A 21,342-nucleotide genomic window follows, 5' to 3' on the forward strand; every position below is an offset into this window, starting at 1 on the left:
TGAATTGCCCCCTACATTAATTCAGTTTTTTAATTCGATCACTTTGGCTAATGATATCGGTAATTCTGACACCAAAGTTTTCTTCAATTACAACTACCTCACCTTGTGCGATGAGTTTTCCATTTACTAAAACATCTACAGGCTCGCCTGCAAGCTTGTCTAACTCAATAATTGAGCCAGTTGATAATTCAAGAATCTCTTTAATAGAACGTTTTGTCCTGCCTAATTCAACTGTAACTTGGAGTGGAATATCTAATAACATATTTAGGTTTCTTGATTCAGCTTCCTGTAAATGAACAGATTCAAACTCTGAAAATACGGCTGGTTGAATCTCAGGATGCTTCGCATGAGTACCACCTAAATGTTGTGGACCACTATTTGTCACGGGTTGATTAAAATCAGGTTGATGATATGGCTGTGTCGGTTGAGACGGTATTTCCATTTGCTGTTCAACATTAGGCAAAGAATAGTTCGATTGCTGGATTGGCATTCCAACATTAACAGGTTGAGTCGAATGCTCCATTGCCGAAGCTGTATTTTCCACCTGAGGGGAAAGGAGTTCTCCAACAAGACCTTTCGCAAATTCAACTGGAACCAACTGCATAATCGTTGAATCAATTAATTCCCCTATTGTTAAACGAAAAGATATTTTCACTAGAATATCATCAGCTGGAAGCTTTTCAGCCCCTTCACCTTGTTTTATGTCAAGTATATCAATACTCGGTGGAGATATATCAATTTTCTTACTGAAAACAGTTGACATAGAAGTTGCGGCAGAACCCATCATTTGGTTCATCGCTTCCTGAACAGCACTCAAATGTAGTTCGCCTAAGCTTTCTGGTGCCGCAAGCCCATTTCCACCAAGCATCAAATCAGCAATGATAGCTGCGTCACTTTGTTTTATAACTAATAAATTTGTCCCTGTAAAACCAGCTGTATAATCAACATAGATTGCTACATATGGGTGTGGAAACTCATCAGCTAGCTCAGATCTTAGAACAAGCGAGACATTTGGTGTCGTAATTTCAACCTTTTGATTGAGTAATGTGGAAAGCGCAGTTGCTGAACTTCCAAAAGAGATGTTTCCAATCTCCCCTAGCGCATCCTGTTCAATTAAAGATAAAAAATCTTCTACAAGGGGTTTATTCTCATTCGCTACCGGTTCATCGTTGTCTAAGTCAGCGGTACCTCTTAATAGTGCATCTATTTCATCTTGTGATAGCATATTTCCATTATTCATTTTCACGGTCCCCCCCTTTAATCTCCTCTAAGATTTGTACGGCTTGTTTTTTATTTACTTTACCAACCTGTGCATAAAATTTAGGTATACCCTCAACTTTCAACTCGATTGGTTGTTGAATCGTTTTATCGAGTTGAATAGTATCCCCAACATCCAATAATAAGAATTCCTGAATGGCGATATTAGTAGTCCCTAATTCTGCAACAATTGGTAATTTTGTATCCTTAAGATTGTTTTGAATATAAGTAAGTTCTTCATGATTTCGTTCTTTTTTAGGAGTTGATTGCATCCAATAATGTGCTGATAATTTCGGAATAATCGGTTCAAGGAAAACATGAGGAATACAAATATTAATCATTCCACTTGTTTCTCCAATTTGAGTATTCAGTGAGATAACTACCACAGTTTCATTTGGTGATACCATTTGAAGAAACTGTGGATTCACCTCAAATTCAGTTAAAATTGGATCGATTTCAACTAAATTAGCCCAAGCTTCCCTTGCTTGCTCAAAAGCTTTTTCAAACATATTGCTCATGATTTTCGTTTCAATTTCAGTTAAATTTTCGATTTTATTTAAACCTGTACCTCGTCCCCCAAGCATTCGATCAAGCATGGCATAGGCAATATTAGGATTTACCTCTAAAATAATACGGCCTTCTAAAGGAGGCATTTCAAATACGTTTAAAATCGTCATATTTGGAATTGAACGTATAAATTCCTCATATGGCACTTGGTCGGCTGTCCCCACTGTAATTTGCACATAAGTCCGAAGTTGAGCCGAGAAAAAGGTTGTTAATAATCGTGCAAAATTTTCATGGATACGAGTGATACTTCGAATTTGATCTTTTGAAAAACGAAGCGCCCTTTTAAAATCGTAAACTTTTACACGGCGTTCACTTTCTTCCCTTTTTAATTCTTCTGGATTCATTTCACCAGTCGAGAGGGCTGAAAGTAATGCATCTATTTCACTTTGGGATAATATTTCTCCAGGCAAGGTTCCACCTCCGCTCATTACATACTTGATTCTAATATTTTTGGTTATTGCGGAAGAAAGGATGTCGCATAAACTTTAATAACAGTTCCATCTTGCATTAATTCATTTATTCGATCTTTTAATCTATCTTCAAGATTGACAATTCCTTCTTCGCCTTTAAATTCATCAGATGTCATATTGGAAAGCTCTTTTATAATGATATTACTTACCTGGAATTGTCGTTTTTCTAATTCCTCTTTTCCCTTTTTACCATCTGTCTGAATGTTAAAGGATATACGAATATAATCATCACTAAGTAATTTAGTTGTGATTTCAGGAATTTCGACGGTAGCTTTTAGTACTTGATCAATTGACGGTTCCTTTTGATTTTCACTTGCTGTTACCTTTGTTAAAATGACAAAAGCAGTGGTACCGACTAAAGTTATCGTACTTAAAATGATGACCATTATTACAAGCAGCTTATTTTTCATAGCACCTTTTCCCCCCCAAGCATTAACGAAGGCCAAGTACATTTATTTTTTGATAAAATTCAAGAACCTTCACTTGTACATCCTCTTCCGTTTCCTTTACAACAAATTTTTTGCCATTTGTTAATGTAATTGTTGTATCTGGAAAGGACTCAACCTGCTCAATATAAATTGCATTTAATGTGAATTCTTTGTCATTTAATTTTGTCAATGTAATCAAGATTTATCGGGGTTTTAGTAAAATACTAAAACCCCTGCCCCCTTAACGTTTTAAGTTTACGAGTTCTTGTAGGATTTCATCAGATGTTGTGATGATACGAGTATTCGCTTGGAATCCACGCTGAGCTACGATCATTTCTGTAAATTCCTCAGAAAGGTCAACGTTTGACATTTCAAGTGCACCAGATTCGATTGATCCGAGACCAGATTGACCTGCAAAGTCGACGACTGGAATACCCGAGTTTGATGATTGTTGGAAGAGATTTCCTCCCACTTTCTCTAAACCACCTGTATTTGGGAATTTCGCTAACACAAGCTGACCTGCCCAACGTAATGTTCCAGCAGCATCTACATAAGTGACCGAACCATCTTTACCGATGCTCATGCTTTTTGCATCAGTCGGGATTTGGATTGGTTTAAAATTAATCGCTGGTTCTCCAGCAATATTATTTGGATTATATTCAGGTGGGGATACATTAAAATCGAACAACCCTGAATCTACATCAGTTGGTTCAATAACTGCATTTGGTGAAAAACCTTGAACATACATACCCGCACTTGTTACAAGATATCCATCTTGATCCATATAAAAGTTACCAGCTCTTGTGTATACTGCGTCTTGCGAAAATCCAGTAGTCGGTGTATCTGTTGGTGCTACCTGGAAAAATCCATCGCCAGCAATTGCTAAATCTAAAATTCTAGCAGTTGTTTGTGTACTTCCACTGTTGTGGATTGTATCTATAGCTGCTAAAGATGAACCTAAGCCAACCTGTTTCGGGTTAACACCACCGAGCGATTGACCAGGCGCTGTAGCACCATTAATCGTTTGACTCATGATGTCATTAAAGATTGTTCTACCTTTCTTAAAGCCATACGTATTTACGTTTGCAATATTATTACCAATCACATCTAGTTTGGTTTGAAAGTTTTTCATTCCACTAATTCCTGAGTACATTGAACGTAACATTTCATTTTCCCCTTTCGAATGTAGGTGGCTTCTGTCAGTCCGCACACCTTGGCTTCCTGTTAAGGTCCAGCCTAATTAATCTAAAATTATCGTTCCATTTATGTTCGTAAATATCTGTGAGTTTGCTTCATCTCGATTCATTGCTGTTATGACCGTGTTATTTGGGACATTTACGATTAATGCTGCATTATTCGTAACAACCAATGAATCTCGGATTCCTTTTGTTTTAGCTTCCTTTATTTTCAATTGGATTTCTTTCCATTTTGAATCTTGTATATTAATATTCCTCTCGTCTAACCGCTTTTGGGCATGCTTACTTATAACCAAGCTTGTCTCATTTTCAAGTGTTTCTTTAAATGATATTTTAGGTGGTTCAGCATGCAGCACCTTTTTACGAGTTTGTAAGGATAAAGGATGATTTTGTATTTGATAAATTCGATGGTCCATGTATTCACCTCCTATTCTTCTTTGTTAGAAGGTTGCTTCACTTTCAAAATTTCATCACTATAAATCTTCGTTCCATCCTTCAACTCTAGCTCAATATAACCGGATTTTTGTGAAACGGATGTGACAATTCCTTGTCCATTTTTAATGATTTCTTTTCCGTCCTCATCTTCCGTTTTAAAGCTGTATTCTACTTCTTTACCGATCATATTGCTGTATTTTAAGAGTTGTTCACCCTGATTAGCATTCACAAATTTTTCTAAAGTACTATTCATATTTGTCATTTGCTCTAATGAAGTAAAGGTCGCCATCTGCGCGATAAAATCTTTATCTTCCATTGGATTCATCGGGTCTTGATTTTGGAGCTGAGTCATTAAAATTTTCAAGAAATCATCTTTACCTAAAATGTCATTACCCGTTTTTCTTTCAGGTTTTAAATTCGATAGATAAAGATTTGAATCAATTTTAGTCGCCACTTCATTCACCACCTATACTTTAAAATTGACAAGTTCATCAAGTAGAACGGATGTAAAAGAGTGTTCATCATTGGTTTCTTGCTGGTCATTCTCTTTTGGTTGTCTTCCTGATTGTTGGCCTTGTTGCTGTTCACTTTCTCTTTGTAAACTTCTTTCAGTTTGATACTGAAGTTGTGTTGAGACCTCAATTTTTTCCACTGAAATATTTTGAGCTAAGAAAGTATGCTTTAGGTTCGTTAGTTGTGATTCAACTAACTCCTTTGCTTGAGTCGTAGAAGCCATAATTCTTGCAATCATTCCTGACTCACTTTGAAGAAGTTCAATTCGTAATGAACCAAGATGTTCAGGATATAAATTAAATAATAGTTTTTGCTGCCCTCCACTATTAAAAAAGTTGCTTCGTGCTAGGATGTTTTGAAATTGTTTAATAAATTGTTGCTGATTTGGCATCTGCTTTCCATTTTGTTCTACAAACAATGAAAATTGTTGCACTTTAGATAATTGATTTGAACCTACATCACTTAATGGTGTTCCCTCTGGCGTTGATGTTATAACCTGAGTCATATTGCTTGTCTTTTGCAAGAGCTTATCCGTTATAACTGTTTGTGGCGTTTCCATCCCTTTAGGTGTAGAGAAATACCTTGCATGGACTACTTGCAAATATTGATGCTTATTTTGTGATTCTGTTAAAGGCTTATCTGAAAGCTTATTTTCTAGTGTTTGCATCATATCCTGTATAGTCTTGTTAAACTTTATATCAGTCAGTTCTTTATCAGTTAGCCCATTAGATGATGCTGGTAAGAGCTCGTTAAAAGTCATTTTCAATTGTTTAAGTAAAGAGATAAGCCCTTCTTTATTTGTGTTTGAAGGTTCCTCTACATATTGTGCTGTTACTAAAAGTAGTCCTATGAGTTCGGCCTTACCATAACCCTGGTCAACTTCCAACTTTTTGTCACCATTTTGAATATCAGAAATAAATGCTTTTATTTGTTCAATTAAATCAGGTGGAAGGGTTAGAAATACATCTTCATAATCTGATAGGTCGATGGACTCCTTCGTAAACGTTTCGATGTCAGCTAATAAATACTGGATTAATTCAGATTCAGTTGATTCGCCTTCTCCTACCTCATCAGTTAAGCTTTGCGGACCCATTGTATGAGTCTTTTCGTTCGGTTGCTGCTCATTTACTAATGCCTCTAAACTTTCCCGAAAAGACATTTGTGATGAACCATTTCCTTGTAAAGATCTATTACCTACTGTTCCGGTTTCGACAGCATTACGAATGGAACCCATTGAAGGATCAAAGTTTGCAACCATGTTCACGTCATTTCACCTCCCTTCAAGTGCTTAAAATACTTTATTGGGTAATCAATTGGGTAAATCTTGCAGCATCTTCAGGTGACATTTTTTCAAAGATGGCAGCTAGTTTTTCAGTATTAATACTAGAAAGGATCTCTCTTGCTTCGTCATCTTTTAAATTTGGAATAATCTTTGCCGCATTTTTGGCAGACATTTGTTCATACATTTTGGTTAAATCATTTAATGATTTGCTTTTCGCTAAACGTTCTTCCCGAATTCTGACTATCTCATCTGAAAGATTTTCGATTTCAAGCTCTAATGACTGGATTTCGTCGTCTTTTGTTTCCAATTCACTTTCAAGTTGTGTAATTTTTGATTCCTTTGCTTGAATGTCTGCCTCTAAATCTGAAACCGATACTTCATCCTCTTTTTGGATCTTTGAATCTTCTTCGTTATTAAAAAGGGAAGAAACACCTGGAACCTTGGCCGCAAAATCCTTGACAGTTCCAATTGGATTAAATCCAGCCACAGATAATAGAACAAAAATGACAACCAATGTAAAGAAGGATGGAATTAGTACGACAAACAGAAACCATTGGAATTTGCTGTATTCTTTTTCATTGGGCTCCATTTGATCACCTATCTTCCTTTTGACATGTATTGTTGAATTGAAATTTCATCCATCATTTGGCTTTCCTGCATTTTTATTTGTCCTTCATAAATAGCAAAATCCTTTTCATGCATGACCTCATATTTCTTAACTTCAATATTTTTTTCGGTTAACATTGCTTGCAACTGCTGCATTTTACTTCTAGCTTTAATGACAAGATGTTGGTAATACATAATTGTTTTTTCCAGGGCGGTAATGAAAGACTGCTGATGCCTAATGCTCTGAATAGATAATCCACTTTGTAGCTGCTGTCTTTGATCTTCTTCTAATGTTTCTTTCTTCTTTAATGATTCATATAAAGCTTCTGCCGCTTCTTCAAATTCCTTAACGGAAGATTTATAATCTGCCAGAACTTGATTTTTCTCATTTTCTTTTATCGACATCACTTTTTGAAATTTGAACTTGTAGCTCATTTGATTCATTCACCTTTTTCAGCTAATTGTGCCAATAAGTGTAAACTTTCTTCAAACGTAAATTTCTCATCCGTTTGTTGTTTTATAAACGATATAATCTTTGGATAATACCTAATGGCTTCATCAACTTCTATGGAGGATCCTCTTTTATAGGCACCAATATTAATTAAGTCCTCTGAATTAAGATAAGTTGCCATAATACCCCTGAGTTTTTCAGCATTAGCCTTATGTTCACTTGTTGTAATTTGGTTCATAACTCGACTGATTGATTTTAAAACATTAATGGCTGGATATTGTCCTTTATTTGCAAGACTTCGATCAAGCACGAAGTGTCCATCTAGAATCCCTCGGACCGTATCTGCTATCGGCTCATTCATGTCGTCTCCATCCACTAGAACTGTATAAAAGGCAGTTATCGAACCTAAATGATTCGTCCCTGTTCTTTCCAACAGTCTCGGGAGTGTTGTAAAAACGCTTGGTGTATAACCTTTTGTTGTCGGTGGCTCACCAATTGCTAAGCCAATTTCGCGGCTCGCCATCGCAACACGAGTAACGGAATCCATCATTAACATGACATCAAGACCATTGTCTCTGAAATATTCAGCTATTGCTGTCGCAGTCATTGCTGCTTTGATACGAAGTAGCGCTGGCTGATCGGAAGTTGCCACAACTAAAATGGATCTTTTTAGACCTTCCTCACCTAAATCTTTTTCTATAAATTCTCGCACCTCGCGTCCACGTTCCCCGACAAGTGCAATCACATTAATATCCGCGGTCGTATTACGAGCAATCATTCCTAAAAGAGTACTTTTCCCGACACCACTACCTGCGAAAATACCGACACGCTGTCCTTTCCCAACAGTTAACAAAGTGTCTATCATTTTCACACCAACTTCAATTGGCTCATCAATAGGAGGGCGAGATAATGGATTTGGAGGATCTTGTTCAGTAGGTACAGAAGATAACCCCCTAGGTAGCCCACTTCCATCCAGCGGATGACCAAGTGGATCTAATACTTTTCCAACTAATCCAGTGCCAACCTTAATATCGAGTGGTTTGCCAGTAGCTTCGACAATGCTGCCGGGTGATATATCCTTCACATTAGAAAATGGCATCAGGATTACATGTTCCTCACGAAATCCGACTACTTCAGCTTGGATACATCTTTTATGATTTGAGCCAACATATATATAGCACAAATCTCCAATCGAACATTCTGGTCCGCGCGATTCAATCATTAAGCCCACGACTCTTGTAACTTTACCGTACCGTTTATAAGAATCGATTGAATGGATTTCATTTAGAAGCTCGATTGCCTTCACAGCCTATTCCTCCAATAACAAAGAAAGTAATTTTTCTTTAATCTCAGAAAGCTGGGTATCAACACTTGCATTAATCTTTCCAAAGGAAGATTCAATTTCACAATCAGCTTCTCCTAGATCTTCATTCGGATAAATAAAAAGATTGGTTTCCCGGTTAAGAATAGCGGTCAAATCCTCTTTTTGCTCTATCACAATTGGGTAAAAGCGTGGGTGGACTTGAATCGTTATATCGGAATGTTCCTTTACTTCTTTAATGGCCTTTTTTACAAGGTGGGTAAAGTCTCCTGGTTGCTCTGATAGATGAATCCCGATAACCTTTTCTGCTACCTTCATCGCAAGCTTTAAAATAACTTCTTCTGAAGAATCCAGATATTGATTGTAATCATGCTTTGATGCATCAATAATTTGACGAGCTTCGGTTAGTAAATCCGAATATTCTTGATAGCCTTGTTCTCTACCTTCAATCATCCCAGATTGAAAGCCTTCTTCCGATGTCTTACGGTACAATTCTTGTTGCTTTTCTTCCCAATTACGTTTTTCAACTAATACTTGTTGTCTCACTGAATTGGAATAAGCAATCGCATCTTTGACAATTTTATCAGCCTGTTCTTTCGCATCATCTAACATTTTTTTGGAAACAATTTGTATATCTTGTTGCTCTAGCTCTATTTGATTGTTTTCAATGGTTTGTAAGACTTTAAGCCCGATGACTCTCTTTGGAATATCCTTAGAGAGAGTCGAATTTGACTTTATAACGTTAGACAATGATATCATCTCCTCCACCACGAGCGATGACTATTTCTCCAGCTTCCTCAAGTCTTCTTATAACCGCCACAATACGTGATTGAGCTTCCTCAACATCACGCAAGCGAACTGGTCCCATATATTCCATTTCTTCTTTAAATGTTTCAACCATCCGTTTGGACATATTTTTAAAGACAATTTCCTTCACTTCTTCACTTGCAACACGAAGTGATAACATGAGGTCCTCATTTTCTACATCACGAATGACTCGTTGAATGGCTCGGTTATCAAGAGTAACAATGTCTTCAAAGACAAACATTCTCTTTTTGATTTCCTCTGCAAGCTCTGGATCTTGAATCTCAAGCGCATCTAAAATCGTTCTTTCTGTTGAACGATCGACTCCATTTAACACTTCCACAACAGCTTCAATGCCACCGGTTTGGGTATAATCATGTGTTACCGTCGCTGAAAGCTTGCGTTCAAGGATTTGCTCAACCTCATTAATAATTTCAGGTGAAGTACGATCCATTATTGCGATTCTTCTTGCGATATCTGCTTGAACCTCTTGAGGCAGCTCGGATAAAATTTGTGCCGCTTGTCTTGAATCTAAATAAGATAGTATTAAGGCAATCGTCTGTGGATGCTCATTTTGGATAAAGTTCAAAATTTGTCCAGGATCTGCTTTTCTTGCAAAATCAAACGGTTTAACCTGAAGAGAAGACGTTAATCGATTAATAATGACTCCTGCTTGTTCTTCCCCCAGTGCTTTTTCAAGAACTGTCTTTGCATAACCAATTCCACCTTGGGTAATATAATCCTGGGCAATGGCAATTTGGTGGAACTCTTCCATAATTTGTTCCTTTGTATTTGCTTCGACCTTTCGAACACCAGAAATTTCTAAGGTTAACTTTTCAATTTCTTCCTCTGACAGATGCTTATACACTGAAGCAGAAACATCTGGCCCTAGTGAAATAAGGAGAATGGCTGCTTTTTGTTTGCCGGTAAGACCACTATGAATATCTCTTTTTGCCATTTCGCCACCTCCTACTCATCTGCTAACCATGAACGTAATAATTTTGCAAAATCCTCTGGCTTATCCTTCGCAAGCTTCTCCAATTGTTTTTTTCGAACGGTTGCTTCTGATTCTTTTTCCTCATTAACATCAGGAATATGATCAAAGAATACTGGTTCTGTTTGAGGATCTTCCTCCTCGATAATCGTCTCTTTCTTTTTGCGTAAAAATAAGAATAATAGAATGATAAGTCCAAGTACTAAAAGACCACCTACAATATAAATCCATAAAGGAATTGTTGAAATTACTGGCGTTTCAGTAACTGTAGTTGATTTTCCATTAAATTCTTGAACAGAAACAACAATCTTATCTTGAATTTCTTGTTGTGTTAATTGATTATTCTCGTCCTGATTAATGCTAGTACTTACGATGGTACTTAGTATTTTTTCAATATCATCGACACGTTCTTGTGGCATCGATGCAGGATCCTTAGGGTCTGGCGCTTCAACCATAACCTGAATCCCTAAATCTCTTATTTTATAAGGAGCTTCAACAATATCCTTTGTGATTCGATTCACATCTTTATTAACACGTTCTTCAATGCGTTCGTAATCGCCATTACCAGTTTGTCCACCAGTATTATAAGCCGGGACTTCATTTTCTCCAGTTCCGCTTATTCCACCCACTTGCGCACCATCACCAGTAAAGGTTTCAGTTATTCTTTCAACACTGATATCAATACCTTCCATATTTTCAGGATCAACTGGTGTTACAAGGTTTTCCTGACGGTTTTCTTGTGTAAAATCAATATCCGTTGTAACCGACACGACGATTTTATCTGGTCCCATCATTGTTCCAAGCATTTTCTGGACCTGTCTTTGTAAATCTCTTTCAATTTCACGTTTTAATTCAAGCTGTGACGCCACATTTCCAACAACCGCTAATTTTTCTTCAGTTTCCAAGTCAAAATACTCAAAGTTTTGGTTGGTTATGACGATATTATCAGTAGGTAGATTAGGAATACTTTTTGAAACTAGGTGATATAAAGATTTGATCTGTTCTTGTTCAAATCTATACCCAGGTTTCGTGTTTAGAACGATAGAAGCGGATGCCTCTGCCTGGCTATCCTTAACAAAAATCCCATCGTTCGGCATGCTAATCATAACCTTCGCATCATTTATCCCATCGATGCCCTTGATTAGATTAGCTAATTCAGTTTGAGTGGATTCGAGTTTAAGCATATTAAATTCATTATCGGTCATCCCAAAACCCGCATTTTGACCAAAAAATGAATAATCAATATTACCACTATCTGGTATTCCTTCTGCCGCAAGTTCAACCATTAAGGTTTCTACCACTTCCTCTGGTACCTTAATGGTTGATCCATTATCCGCTATTTCTGATTGAATTCCCCGAGAATCTAAAGTTGCTTTTATTTGCCCTGTTTCCTGTGGTGTAAGGTTACTATACAAAGGAACAAGGGTTGATTTTGTTGTAAAAAACACGGTAAGCGAAATAACGAAAATTAAAAGTACAGGCAATCCAATTATTATGGTCTTTTGAAGACCGGATTGTTTCTTCCAATATTCACTTATCTTCGTTTTATATAAAAGAAGTTTCTCTTTCATTTACATACCCCTATCAAGCTGTATTATTTCGGATTAAACCTGCATCCTCATGATTTCTTGGTATGCCTCTACTACTTTATTTCGAATTTGAAGTGTCGCCTGCAAGGAAACACTCGCTTTCTGAGAAGCAATCATAACTTGGTGCAAATCAACGTTTTCGCCTTTAATCAGCTTTTCGGTCATGATATCCGATGACTTTTGTGAATCATTCACATTATTGATGGCGTCTTTTAAAAAATGGCTAAATTCCTTTTGAACAGCACTTGCTGTTTTTTGTTGTACCCCGGGCTTCGAAAAAACCTGCGGTGTCGCAATATTTATCTTTTCAATCACAGTTCATCACCTATTTTCCAATTTCTAAAGCCTTCATTAACATTCCTTTTGAGGCATTAAGGACTGTCACATTCGCCTCATACGATCTTGTGGCGCTAATTAAATCGACCATTTCCTTTAGAGGGTCTACATTCGGAAGTGCGACATAGCCATCTTCATTTGCATCAGGATGATCCGGGTTATATACAAGCTGGAATGGAGTGTCATCTTCAACGATTCCTGTCACCTTAACTCCGTTTCCAACTTTCGATTGGTTCATCGCTTTTGATAGATGTGAAGAAAAACTATTTCCTAGTGGCTGCTGAACTACCATTTTTCGTTTATACGGCTGCCACTGACCATCAACAAGTTTTCCCCTTGTTGTATCCACATTTGCCATATTTGAAGAAATAACGTCCATTCTAAGTCGTCCAGCAGTTAGTGCAGAAGCACTTGTATTAAGGCTATGAAAAATTGACACTCTTAGTTCCCTCCTTTAATCACGGTTTTTAAGGTATTAAACTTCCCACTAATTCTTTCGGTTACGGCATTATAGTAAATTTGGTTTTCCGCTAATAGTGTCATTTCTTTATCTATATCAACGTTATTACCGTTATGGTTATACGCTGTATCATTCTTTGTAGCGAGTAGGCTGTTTAGGCGTTTGCTACTAGTAAATTCGAAATGTTTTTCATTCGTACGATTTGCTCTCAATTGACTATTCATTTCATTCGATAGAAGGTTTTTAAAGCTAACATCCTGTGCTTTGTAATTTGGCGTATCAACATTTGCAATATTATTTGAGATTACCTTCTGTCGTAGAGCTGAATAATCTAATGCTTTTTCTAGTGAATGAATCGTATTAGAAAAAAGTTTCATCTTATCCCCTCACAAAAAATATAGTTACTTCGAATAAATATAACGTATTGTGTTAACTCTTTATTATTGTAATGAAATTAAATCTATCTGTCTATGAAGCTTGTGATAAAAAGTGATGTTTTTCGACAATATAGGACTTTATCCCTATGAATTCCATTCTTAATTATAGGATTAAAGTTGTGGACTTTCATGTGTTTTTTACAAAAAAAAGACATGAACTTATTTCCACTACAAAAAATCGACAATTTATGATAGAAATGTGATCTGCTTTTTTTGAACATTATTACATCGTTTGTCATTTGATAAAATCATAAAAAAAACGAAGATGGAGAAATCCATCTTCGTTTTTTGTTCTTAATGTGATTTTAGTTTTTCTAATTCCACTAAGAACTTATCGTTTAGTACTTTAATGTAAGTACCTTTCATGCCTAGTGAACGGGATTCAATTACACCAGCACTTTCAAGTTTTCTTAATGCATTAACGATAACTGATCTTGTGATTCCAACGCGGTCTGCAATTTTACTTGCAACTAATAAACCTTCATTGCCGTTTAATTCTTCAAAAATATGCTCAATAGCTTCAAATTCACTATATGATAATGAACTAATCGCCATTTGAACAACTGCTTTACTTCTTGCTTCTTCTTCAATTTCCTCTGCTTTTTCACGAAGGATTTCCATACCAACAACCGTTGCACCATACTCAGCTAAAATTAAATCATCATCTTCAAAACGTTGATCAAGTCTTGAAAGAATAAGTGTACCTAAGCGTTCACCGCCACCGATAATTGGTACAATTGTTGTTAGACCACTTTTAAACAAATCTTTGTTTTCGATTGGGAAAGCTGTATACGCACTTTCAATATCAAGGTTAGATGAAGTTTCTCGAATATTGAATAGGCTTTGTGTGTACTCTTCAGGGAAATGACGATCCTCGATCATTTTCTTCATTCTTTCATTTTCAATCTGTTGATTAATCGCAAATCCTAGAAGCTTTCCACGGCGACTTAATAAGAAAATATTTGCTCCAATTACATCGCGTAGAGTTTCTGACATTTCCTTAAAGTTAACTGGTTTACCTGCTGCATTTTGCAGCATCGCATTAATTTTTCGTGTTCTTTCTAATAATGGCATTTTACTTGTTCCTCCTGATAATCTTACAAAATAAACTGACTTAAATCTTTGTTCTTCACGATCGTACTTAATTTCTCATCCACATATTGTGGCGTAATCGTGATTTTTTCCATCGTAACATCTGGTGCTTCAAATGATAAATCCTCTAAAAGTCTTTCCAAAATCGTATGTAGTCGACGAGCTCCGATATTATCCGTGTCCTGATTCACTTGGAAGGCAACCTCAGCTATCTTACGAATAGCATCGTCAGAAAATTCAAGTTGTATACCTTCTGTTTCTAATAATGCTGAATATTGTTTCAATAGCGCATTATCTGGCTCAACTAAGATTCGATAAAAATCATCGACCGTTAGTTTCGTAAGCTCTACACGAATCGGAAAACGACCTTGTAATTCAGGGATTAAATCCGAAGGCTTTGACATATGGAATGCTCCAGCTGCAATAAATAACATATGATCTGTTTTAACGGATCCATATTTCGTTACAACGGTTGAACCTTCCACAATCGGTAAAATATCTCGTTGAACTCCTTCTCTGGAAACATCTGCCGAAGAAGAATTATGACTTTTACCTGCTACTTTGTCAATCTCATCTATAAAAATAATACCTGATTGTTCAGCACGATTTACAGCTTCTTGAGTAACCTCATCCATATCAATTAACTTTGCTGCTTCCTCATTTGTCAAGACTTTTCGAGCTTCTTTAACCGTTAATTTACGCTTTTTGCGTTTTTTCGGCATTAAACTGCTTAGCGCATCCTGCATATTCATTCCCATGCTCTCCATACCGGAGCCTTGAAAAAGATCAAACATAGACGGCTGCTGTTCTTCTACTTCCACTGTAACATAATAATCTTCTAGTTCTCCAAGTGCAAGCTTGTGAGCCATTCGCTTTCTTCTTTCGCTTACACTTTCTTCTTCTGTAGACTTTTCTGTTTCTTGCTCATTAGTATTCCCACCAAATAGCATCTCAAGTGGGTTTTTATAAGTTGTTTGCTTTTTTGAACCTGGGACAAGCAAATCGACAATACGCTTATTGGCATTTTCACCAGCTCGTTCAGAAACTTCCGCCATTTTTTCCTCTTTCACTAGACGAACAGCTGTCTCGATTAAATCACGAACCATTGATTCTACATCTCGACCAACATAACCTACTTCGGTAAACTTAGTAGCCTCAACCTTAATAAACGGAGCTCCAACCAGCTTTGCTAACCGTCTTGCAATTTCGGTCTTTCCAACACCAGTTGGTCCAATCATCAGTATATTTTTTGGAACGATTTCATCTTTCAGCTTTTCGTTAAGTAAACTGCGGCGGTATCTATTTCTTAATGCCACTGATACGGCTCGTTTAGCTTCGTTTTGGCCAATAATGTATTGATCTAGTTTTTCAACAATCTGTCTTGGGGTTAAATTCGTTTTCAAAGTAATCCCCTCCTTATAGTTCTTCAACTATAATATTTTCATTAGTATACACACAAATCTCACTTGCAATTTCCAACGAAGCTTTTGCTATCTCTCTTGCCGTTAAATGGTCACCTGAGTATTTTTTTAAGGCACGACCTGCAGAAAGAGCGTAGTTTCCGCCAGAACCAATGGCAAGAATTCCATCATCTGGTTCAATCACTTCGCCTGTTCCCGAAATGAGAAGCAAATCCTTCTCATCCATCACAATTAGCATAGCCTCTAATTTACGAAGAACTTTGTCACTTCTCCATTCTTTTGCAAGTTCAACCGCTGCCCTTTGTAAATTCCCATTAAACTCCTCAAGGCGTCCTTCAAACATTTCAAAAAGGGTAAATGCATCTGCAACAGAACCCGCAAACCCTGCAATTACTCTTCCTTGAAACAGCTTACGTACCTTTCTTGCTGTATGCTTCATAACCACAGCATTACCAAAGGTTACTTGACCATCTCCTGCCATCGCTGATTTACCATTATGTTTGACAGCAAATATTGTTGTTGCATGAAAATTTGACATTTTTTAGAACAACCTCCTTATGCACGTGGATGTGAGGATAGATAAATATTCCGCAAATGATCCTTTGTAACATGCGTGTAAACTTGTGTTGACGACAGATTTTCGTGCCCGAGCAGTTCTTGTACAGACCTCATATCAGCGCCCTCGTTTAAAAGGTGTGTAGCAAATGTATGTCTTAATACGTGTGGACTAATATGTATCGTAGATGAAGTCTTTTTAATCATATTATTTAGGATTAACCGGACTCCCCTCGTTGTTAAAGGTCCACCACGAAAATTAAGAAAAAGACTGTTTGTATGTACTGATGCTTTTTCGAGCAATTCCTTACGACCCTTTGATATATAGTTTGTAAGTGCTTGTTCGGCATAGCTTCCAAAAGGAACATAGCGTTGTTTATTTCCTTTTCCATGAACAAACACGGTTCCTACAGAAAAATCGAGATCCTGAAGAGTAAGCTTACAGCATTCACTTACACGGATTCCTGTTGCATAAAGCAATTCAAGTATAGCTTGATCCCGCTGCCCTAAACTTGTAGAAACATCCGAAACTTTGAAAAGTTTTTCCAATTCTTCTTCATATAAAAAGTGAGGAAGCTTTTGTTCTCTTTTAGGCAACGAAACCAATGAAAATGGGTTTTGAGAAATAAGCTTTTCCCTGAGAAGAAAATTAAAAAAACTGCGCAATGTTGAGATTTTTTTTGCAACAGTACGTCTTGCATATTGTTTCTTGTAAAGCTCTGTAAGATACAGTCGTACATCCGAATATGTCACATCAGATAACTCTGAGATGGATTCTTGATTCAGAAATAAGAAAAAATGTTCGATTGATTGCTCATAATGGACAATTGTATATTCTGAATAATTTTTCTCGATTTGTAAATATTCTTTGAACAACTGTAACGATTTGTTCACATTTTCCATTATTTTCACCTCACAAGGGCTACTAAATATTATCACAATTTAGTAGCCCTTGCAAATAAAAACTCTGATTTTTTTACAAAATTCTGAATTGCGCAAGAAATCACGTCTATTTCCACATACTTTAACAAGGAAAGTGGTGAGTCATAATTATAACCCACCACACAAGTTATTTTTGAGGTTCTTCTTTGTAGTCACACTCAACACACTGTACTTGAATGCCTTTTTTGAGTTTTTTCTCCACAAGCAAGTTCTCGCACTTTGGACATTTCCTCGGTAGTGGTTTATCCCAAGAAAGAAAATCACATTCAGGGTATTGATCGCAGCCATAAAAAATTCGTTTCTTCTTGCTTTTTCTTTCGACAATGTTTCCTTTACCACATTTCGGACAAGGAACACCGATTTCTTTAACAATTGGTTTAGTATTGCGGCAATCAGGGAAATTGGAGCAAGCCATGAATTTTCCATAACGTCCCATCTTATAAACCATGGGGTGTCCGCAATTTTCACAATCAACACCTGCAGGTTCATCCTTAATCTCAACTTCCTGCATCTCTGCTTCCGCAATTTCTAATCTTTTTTCAAAATCTTTATAAAAATCATCTATAATTTGAATCCATTCTGTCTTTCCTTCTTCGACTTCATCAAGGTCATTCTCCATTTTTGCAGTAAACTCTACATCCAAAATTTTCGGGAAAAACTCAAGCATTAATTCATCAACGATTTCTCCAAGTTCCGTTGGTACGAATCGCTTGTTATCTAATGACACATACCCTCTCTTTTGAATGGTATCTAGAGTTGGTGCATACGTAGAAGGTCGGCCTATCCCTAATTCTTCAAGGGTCTTTACAAGTCTTGCTTCCGTATAGCGTGGAGGTGGCTGAGTAAAATGTTGCTTTGGATCAACATCTTTCGAAAACACTTGGTCTCCTTCTACTAGCTCTGGAAGCATATTTTCTTTTTCTTCAATATTATCATCATTACCCTCAACATACACCTTCATAAAACCAGGAAATTTAACTTTTGAGCCAGTTGCTCGAAAGACAACATCGCCATTATTCAGGTCAACACTCATTGTATCCATAATTGCAGAAGCCATTTGACTTGCAACAAAACGCTCCCAAATAAGTTTATACAATCTAAATTGATCTCTGCCTAAATATTGTTTCACACTATTTGGCTCTCTAAAGACAGAGGTCGGTCGAATCCCTTCGTGAGCATCTTGGGTATTCTTTCCGTTTTTCCCTGTTCTTTTTGTATCTGTTAAAAATTGTTTACCAAAAGTCTTTTCAATATATTGTGAACCTTCCTCAATTGCGGTTTCTGAAATACGTGTTGAATCGGTACGCATATATGTGATTAGACCGACCGTTCCCTCTTTACCTAGGTCAATACCTTCATATAATTGTTGTGCAAGCATCATGGTTTTCTTTGCACGAAAATTCAATTTACGTGCAGCTTCTTGCTGTAAAGAAGAAGTAATAAAAGGTGGTGCCGGGTTTCTTTTTCGTTCTTTTTTTGTGACAGAAGTAATCGTAAATGAGTTGCCTTCAATTGTTGAAAGAATATCTTTTACCTCTGTTTCATTTGTTAACTCTAGTTTTTTTCCCTTTACACCGTAAAATTGTCCTTCAAATTGTTCATTTCCTTTTAAAAAGTCCGCTTTAATTGTCCAGTATTCTTCAGGCTCGAAAGCTTGAATTTCTTTTTCTCTATCAATGATAAGTCTGACTGCAACGGATTGTACTCGACCGGCACTTAAGCCCTTTTTTACTTTTTTCCAAAGCAGTGGACTAATATTATAGCCTACTAATCTGTCAAGAACACGTCTTGCTTGCTGTGCATCTACTAAATCCTGATTAATCGGGCGCGGATGCTTAAAAGACTCTTTAATAGCATCTTTCGTAATCTCGTTAAAAACCACTCGACAGTCTGAATGAATATCTAAATCTAATGAATGGGCAAGATGCCATGCAATTGCCTCACCTTCACGATCGGGGTCAGCTGCCAGATAAACTTTTTTTGCCTTTTTTGCAGCCGTTTTTAAATCCTTTAATACTGGACCCTTACCGCGGATTGTTATATATTTCACTTCGAAATGATTTTTTGGATCTACACCCATTTGACTTCTTGGGAGGTCTCTGATATGACCCATAGAAGCCTTTACCTTATATTTTTTTCCCAAATATCTTTCAATTGTTTTTGCTTTTGCTGGTGATTCAACTATGACTAAATAGTCCGACATGTATCGCTTCCTCCTTAGAGGTTAAATTCTGAATTAAAATAAATCCTCCATATTATTAAATATTCATGGACAGTTTGTCAAACTGTTATGATAATTTTTATAAATTTTTCATATATATTTTTATGATGAAGTGTGAATTTCTGATAAAATATCCTCGCTGGTACGCACCAATTTTGCTCCAGACTGAATTAATTTATTCGTTCCAACACATGAAGGTTCTAAAATAGAACCAGGAATGGCAAAAACCTCTCTACCCTGGTTTAGTGCTTGATCTGCTGTGATTAACGAACCACTTCTTTCCTTTGCTTCTACAACTAATGTGCCCTGGGTCAAACCACTAATTATTCGATTCCGCATCGGAAACTGCCATTTTTCTGGCTTTGTAAAAGGGGGATATTCAGATATAAGTATATGATTTTGAGTGATAGTAGTTGCCAACTCTTTGTTTTCAAGGGGATAAATATGTTGAAGGCCACCAGCAATGACCGCAATGGTTTTTCCATTATGAGCGATTGCTAGCCTATGAGCCATTGTATCTATTCCACGCGCCAAACCACTAACCAATACCCAATTCTGCTTAATTAAGGGCACCAACACCTTTGCCATACTTTGCCCGCATGTTACTGTAGGTGTTCGAGAGCCTACTACACTTAATAATTTTTCCCTGTTTAATAGGGCCTTGTCTCCAGCAGTATATAACACCCACGGTGGGTCATAAATTTGTTTGAGAAGACGAGGATATTCTTGATCAAATATGGTAATAATGCCCACACTTTTATTGCTATATTGTTTTAGCATACTTTGGATTGATAAAGAATGCAAATCTTTTAAAAAAATATTGATTTGGATTTTGGTTAATGGAAGGATTTTTTCATAAAACGATGAGGGGTAATTATAGATGGAAGAAAGTGTTGGATCATGCTGTAAAATTCGAAAAATAGATTTCCAGCCTATTCCCCGACAATGGTGTAGATGTATTAAATTTTCGCGAGTTTTTTCCATATTGACTCCTTTTTTTCATCAGAAAGAGACAGTTCCTTAAACAGAACTGCCTCATTTTAATATTTTTTTTAGTGAGTTTTACACTTTTCGTATAAACCTTTTTCTTTCAGAACGGAAATTAACGTTTCGCCCATTACTGATGGTGTTTCAGCAACCTTAATTCCACATTCATTCATTGTTTTAATCTTTTCAGCAGCTGTACCCTTACCACCAGAGATAATCGCGCCAGCATGGCCCATACGCTTTCCTGGAGGTGCAGTTTGTCCACCGATGAATCCTACAACTGGTTTTGTCATGTTTGCTTTAACCCATTCTGCTGCTTCTTCTTCCGCTGTTCCACCGATCTCACCAATCATGATAACCGCATATGTTTCATCATCTTCGTTAAATGCTTTTAGTACATCGATGAAGTTTGTACCGTTAACAGGGTCTCCACCAATACCTACTGCTGTTGTTTGACCAATACCAGCTTGTGTTAATTGGTGCACAGCCTCATATGTTAACGTACCAGAACGTGATACAACACCTACATGACCTTTTTTATGAATATATCCAGGCATGATACCAATTTTACATTCGTCAGCAGTGATAACACCAGGGCAGTTAGGACCGACTAAACGAGTCTTCTTCCCTTCCATATAGCGTTTCACTTTTACCATGTCTAATACTGGAATATGCTCTGTGATACAGATTGCTAGATCTAATTCTGCGTCAACTGCTTCCATAATTGCATCCGCAGCAAATGGAGCAGGTACATAAATGACAGAAGCTGTTGCACCTGTTTGATCTACTGCCTCTTTTACAGTATTGAATACAGGAACACCTTCTACCTCAGTTCCACCTTTACCAGGTGAGGTACCACCAACAATTTTAGTACCATATTCAAGCATTTGTTTTGTATGGAAAAGGGCCGTAGCACCTGTTATCCCTTGAACAATTACTTTTGTATCTTTATTAACAAATACACTCATGTTTGTCCCC

24 protein-coding genes are annotated in these 21,342 nt (G+C 36.9%); all 24 read right to left on the reverse strand.

From position 1 onward, the window contains the following. Positions 1-16 precede the first annotated feature (16 nt). Positions 17-1,240 carry a flagellar motor switch phosphatase FliY gene (fliY, locus tag DZB84_RS02030; RefSeq protein ID WP_116350576.1) on the reverse strand — a complete coding sequence of 408 codons (1,224 nt, stop codon included), beginning with the start codon at positions 1,238-1,240 and terminating at the stop codon, positions 17-19. Continuing rightward, entirely contained in the window at positions 1,233-2,234 is a 1,002-nt protein-coding gene (gene fliM / locus DZB84_RS02035; RefSeq protein ID WP_116350577.1) for a flagellar motor switch protein FliM, read from the reverse strand. The genes fliY and fliM overlap by 8 nt, the downstream gene beginning before the upstream one ends. Before the next feature lie 44 nt (positions 2,235-2,278). Beyond that, complete coding sequence (fliL, locus tag DZB84_RS02040) at positions 2,279-2,704, reverse strand: flagellar basal body-associated protein FliL (RefSeq protein WP_116350578.1); 426 nt, start codon at positions 2,702-2,704, stop codon at positions 2,279-2,281. A gap of 22 nt (positions 2,705-2,726) precedes the next feature. Continuing rightward, positions 2,727-2,921 (reverse strand): flagellar FlbD family protein, encoded by a 195-nt coding sequence (locus DZB84_RS02045; RefSeq protein WP_116350579.1) that lies wholly within the window; start codon positions 2,919-2,921, stop codon positions 2,727-2,729. A 42-nt stretch (positions 2,922-2,963) separates the two neighbouring features. Beyond that, the gene (locus tag DZB84_RS02050; protein ID WP_116350580.1) at positions 2,964-3,887 is read right to left on the reverse strand and encodes a flagellar basal-body rod protein FlgG; all 924 of its coding nucleotides are present in this window, start codon (positions 3,885-3,887) and stop codon (positions 2,964-2,966) included. A 75-nt stretch (positions 3,888-3,962) separates the two neighbouring features. Then, a complete protein-coding gene (locus DZB84_RS02055) occupies positions 3,963-4,334 on the reverse strand; it encodes a TIGR02530 family flagellar biosynthesis protein (protein ID WP_116350581.1) in 372 nt (123 codons plus the stop codon). 11 nt (positions 4,335-4,345) lie between these two features. Beyond that, on the reverse strand, positions 4,346-4,807 hold the full coding sequence (gene flgD / locus DZB84_RS02060; protein ID WP_116350582.1) for a flagellar hook assembly protein FlgD: 462 nt from the start codon (positions 4,805-4,807) through the stop codon (positions 4,346-4,348). Positions 4,808-4,819: 12 nt separating this feature from the next. After that, entirely contained in the window at positions 4,820-6,124 is a 1,305-nt protein-coding gene (locus DZB84_RS02065) for a flagellar hook-length control protein FliK (protein ID WP_223254369.1), read from the reverse strand. A gap of 40 nt (positions 6,125-6,164) precedes the next feature. Then, a complete protein-coding gene (locus tag DZB84_RS02070) occupies positions 6,165-6,737 on the reverse strand; it encodes a MotE family protein (protein ID WP_116350584.1) in 573 nt (190 codons plus the stop codon). Between the two features lie 8 nt (positions 6,738-6,745). Beyond that, complete coding sequence (gene fliJ / locus DZB84_RS02075; RefSeq protein ID WP_116350585.1) at positions 6,746-7,189, reverse strand: flagellar export protein FliJ; 444 nt, start codon at positions 7,187-7,189, stop codon at positions 6,746-6,748. A 5-nt stretch (positions 7,190-7,194) separates the two neighbouring features. Beyond that, positions 7,195-8,511 carry a flagellar protein export ATPase FliI gene (gene fliI / locus DZB84_RS02080; protein ID WP_116350586.1) on the reverse strand — a complete coding sequence of 439 codons (1,317 nt, stop codon included), beginning with the start codon at positions 8,509-8,511 and terminating at the stop codon, positions 7,195-7,197. A 3-nt stretch (positions 8,512-8,514) separates the two neighbouring features. Beyond that, the gene (fliH, locus tag DZB84_RS02085) at positions 8,515-9,276 is read right to left on the reverse strand and encodes a flagellar assembly protein FliH (protein WP_189655116.1); all 762 of its coding nucleotides are present in this window, start codon (positions 9,274-9,276) and stop codon (positions 8,515-8,517) included. Continuing rightward, positions 9,269-10,288, reverse strand: a complete 1,020-nt coding sequence (gene fliG / locus DZB84_RS02090) for a flagellar motor switch protein FliG (RefSeq protein ID WP_116350588.1) — start codon at positions 10,286-10,288, stop codon at positions 9,269-9,271. Before fliG ends, fliH begins: the two co-directional genes overlap by 8 nt. Positions 10,289-10,299: 11 nt before the next feature. Next, positions 10,300-11,895 (reverse strand): flagellar basal-body MS-ring/collar protein FliF, encoded by a 1,596-nt coding sequence (fliF, locus tag DZB84_RS02095; protein ID WP_116350589.1) that lies wholly within the window; start codon positions 11,893-11,895, stop codon positions 10,300-10,302. Between the two features lie 33 nt (positions 11,896-11,928). Then, a complete protein-coding gene (fliE, locus tag DZB84_RS02100; RefSeq protein WP_223254370.1) occupies positions 11,929-12,210 on the reverse strand; it encodes a flagellar hook-basal body complex protein FliE in 282 nt (93 codons plus the stop codon). Between the two features lie 28 nt (positions 12,211-12,238). After that, positions 12,239-12,688, reverse strand: a complete 450-nt coding sequence (gene flgC / locus DZB84_RS02105) for a flagellar basal body rod protein FlgC (RefSeq protein ID WP_189655117.1) — start codon at positions 12,686-12,688, stop codon at positions 12,239-12,241. A 2-nt stretch (positions 12,689-12,690) separates the two neighbouring features. Further along, complete coding sequence (gene flgB / locus DZB84_RS02110) at positions 12,691-13,086, reverse strand: flagellar basal body rod protein FlgB (RefSeq protein WP_116350591.1); 396 nt, start codon at positions 13,084-13,086, stop codon at positions 12,691-12,693. A 354-nt stretch (positions 13,087-13,440) separates the two neighbouring features. Continuing rightward, on the reverse strand, positions 13,441-14,220 hold the full coding sequence (gene codY, locus DZB84_RS02115) for a GTP-sensing pleiotropic transcriptional regulator CodY (RefSeq protein WP_116350592.1): 780 nt from the start codon (positions 14,218-14,220) through the stop codon (positions 13,441-13,443). Between the two features lie 23 nt (positions 14,221-14,243). Then, on the reverse strand, positions 14,244-15,641 hold the full coding sequence (gene hslU / locus DZB84_RS02120; RefSeq protein ID WP_189655118.1) for an ATP-dependent protease ATPase subunit HslU: 1,398 nt from the start codon (positions 15,639-15,641) through the stop codon (positions 14,244-14,246). 13 nt (positions 15,642-15,654) lie between these two features. After that, entirely contained in the window at positions 15,655-16,197 is a 543-nt protein-coding gene (gene hslV, locus DZB84_RS02125; protein WP_116350593.1) for an ATP-dependent protease subunit HslV, read from the reverse strand. Positions 16,198-16,214: 17 nt separating this feature from the next. Next, complete coding sequence (gene xerC / locus DZB84_RS02130; protein ID WP_116350594.1) at positions 16,215-17,117, reverse strand: tyrosine recombinase XerC; 903 nt, start codon at positions 17,115-17,117, stop codon at positions 16,215-16,217. A gap of 166 nt (positions 17,118-17,283) precedes the next feature. Next, a complete protein-coding gene (topA, locus tag DZB84_RS02135; RefSeq protein WP_116350595.1) occupies positions 17,284-19,359 on the reverse strand; it encodes a type I DNA topoisomerase in 2,076 nt (691 codons plus the stop codon). 120 nt (positions 19,360-19,479) lie between these two features. Continuing rightward, positions 19,480-20,361 carry a DNA-processing protein DprA gene (gene dprA / locus DZB84_RS02140; RefSeq protein WP_116350596.1) on the reverse strand — a complete coding sequence of 294 codons (882 nt, stop codon included), beginning with the start codon at positions 20,359-20,361 and terminating at the stop codon, positions 19,480-19,482. 68 nt (positions 20,362-20,429) lie between these two features. Further along, complete coding sequence (sucD, locus tag DZB84_RS02145; protein WP_116350597.1) at positions 20,430-21,332, reverse strand: succinate--CoA ligase subunit alpha; 903 nt, start codon at positions 21,330-21,332, stop codon at positions 20,430-20,432. Positions 21,333-21,342: the final 10 nt, after the last annotated feature.

The sequence above is a fragment of the Bacillus sp. HNG genome, assembly GCF_003400205.1.
Lineage (GTDB): Bacteria > Bacillota > Bacilli > Bacillales > Bacillaceae_L > Ferdinandcohnia.

Bases quoted from the DNA above. Each gene is read 5' to 3' on its own strand.
- dprA (WP_116350596.1), bottom strand. From the start codon at position 20,361: ATGGAAAAAACTCGCGAAAATTTAATACATCTACACCATTGTCGGGGA.
- fliY (WP_116350576.1), bottom strand. From the start codon at position 1,240: ATGAATAATGGAAATATGCTATCACAAGATGAAATAGATGCACTATTA.
- DZB84_RS02065 (WP_223254369.1), bottom strand. From the start codon at position 6,124: ATGGTTGCAAACTTTGATCCTTCAATGGGTTCCATTCGTAATGCTGTC.
- DZB84_RS02055 (WP_116350581.1), bottom strand. From the start codon at position 4,334: ATGGACCATCGAATTTATCAAATACAAAATCATCCTTTATCCTTACAA.
- fliG (WP_116350588.1), bottom strand. From the start codon at position 10,288: ATGGCAAAAAGAGATATTCATAGTGGTCTTACCGGCAAACAAAAAGCA.
- fliL (WP_116350578.1), bottom strand. From the start codon at position 2,704: ATGAAAAATAAGCTGCTTGTAATAATGGTCATCATTTTAAGTACGATA.
- fliJ (WP_116350585.1), bottom strand. From the start codon at position 7,189: ATGAGCTACAAGTTCAAATTTCAAAAAGTGATGTCGATAAAAGAAAAT.
- topA (WP_116350595.1), bottom strand. From the start codon at position 19,359: ATGTCGGACTATTTAGTCATAGTTGAATCACCAGCAAAAGCAAAAACA.
- DZB84_RS02070 (WP_116350584.1), bottom strand. From the start codon at position 6,737: ATGGAGCCCAATGAAAAAGAATACAGCAAATTCCAATGGTTTCTGTTT.
- sucD (WP_116350597.1), bottom strand. From the start codon at position 21,332: ATGAGTGTATTTGTTAATAAAGATACAAAAGTAATTGTTCAAGGGATA.
- xerC (WP_116350594.1), bottom strand. From the start codon at position 17,117: ATGGAAAATGTGAACAAATCGTTACAGTTGTTCAAAGAATATTTACAA.
- fliF (WP_116350589.1), bottom strand. From the start codon at position 11,895: ATGAAAGAGAAACTTCTTTTATATAAAACGAAGATAAGTGAATATTGG.
- DZB84_RS02050 (WP_116350580.1), bottom strand. From the start codon at position 3,887: ATGTTACGTTCAATGTACTCAGGAATTAGTGGAATGAAAAACTTTCAA.
- flgB (WP_116350591.1), bottom strand. From the start codon at position 13,086: ATGAAACTTTTTTCTAATACGATTCATTCACTAGAAAAAGCATTAGAT.
- hslV (WP_116350593.1), bottom strand. From the start codon at position 16,197: ATGTCAAATTTTCATGCAACAACAATATTTGCTGTCAAACATAATGGT.
- codY (WP_116350592.1), bottom strand. From the start codon at position 14,220: ATGCCATTATTAGAAAGAACACGAAAAATTAATGCGATGCTGCAAAAT.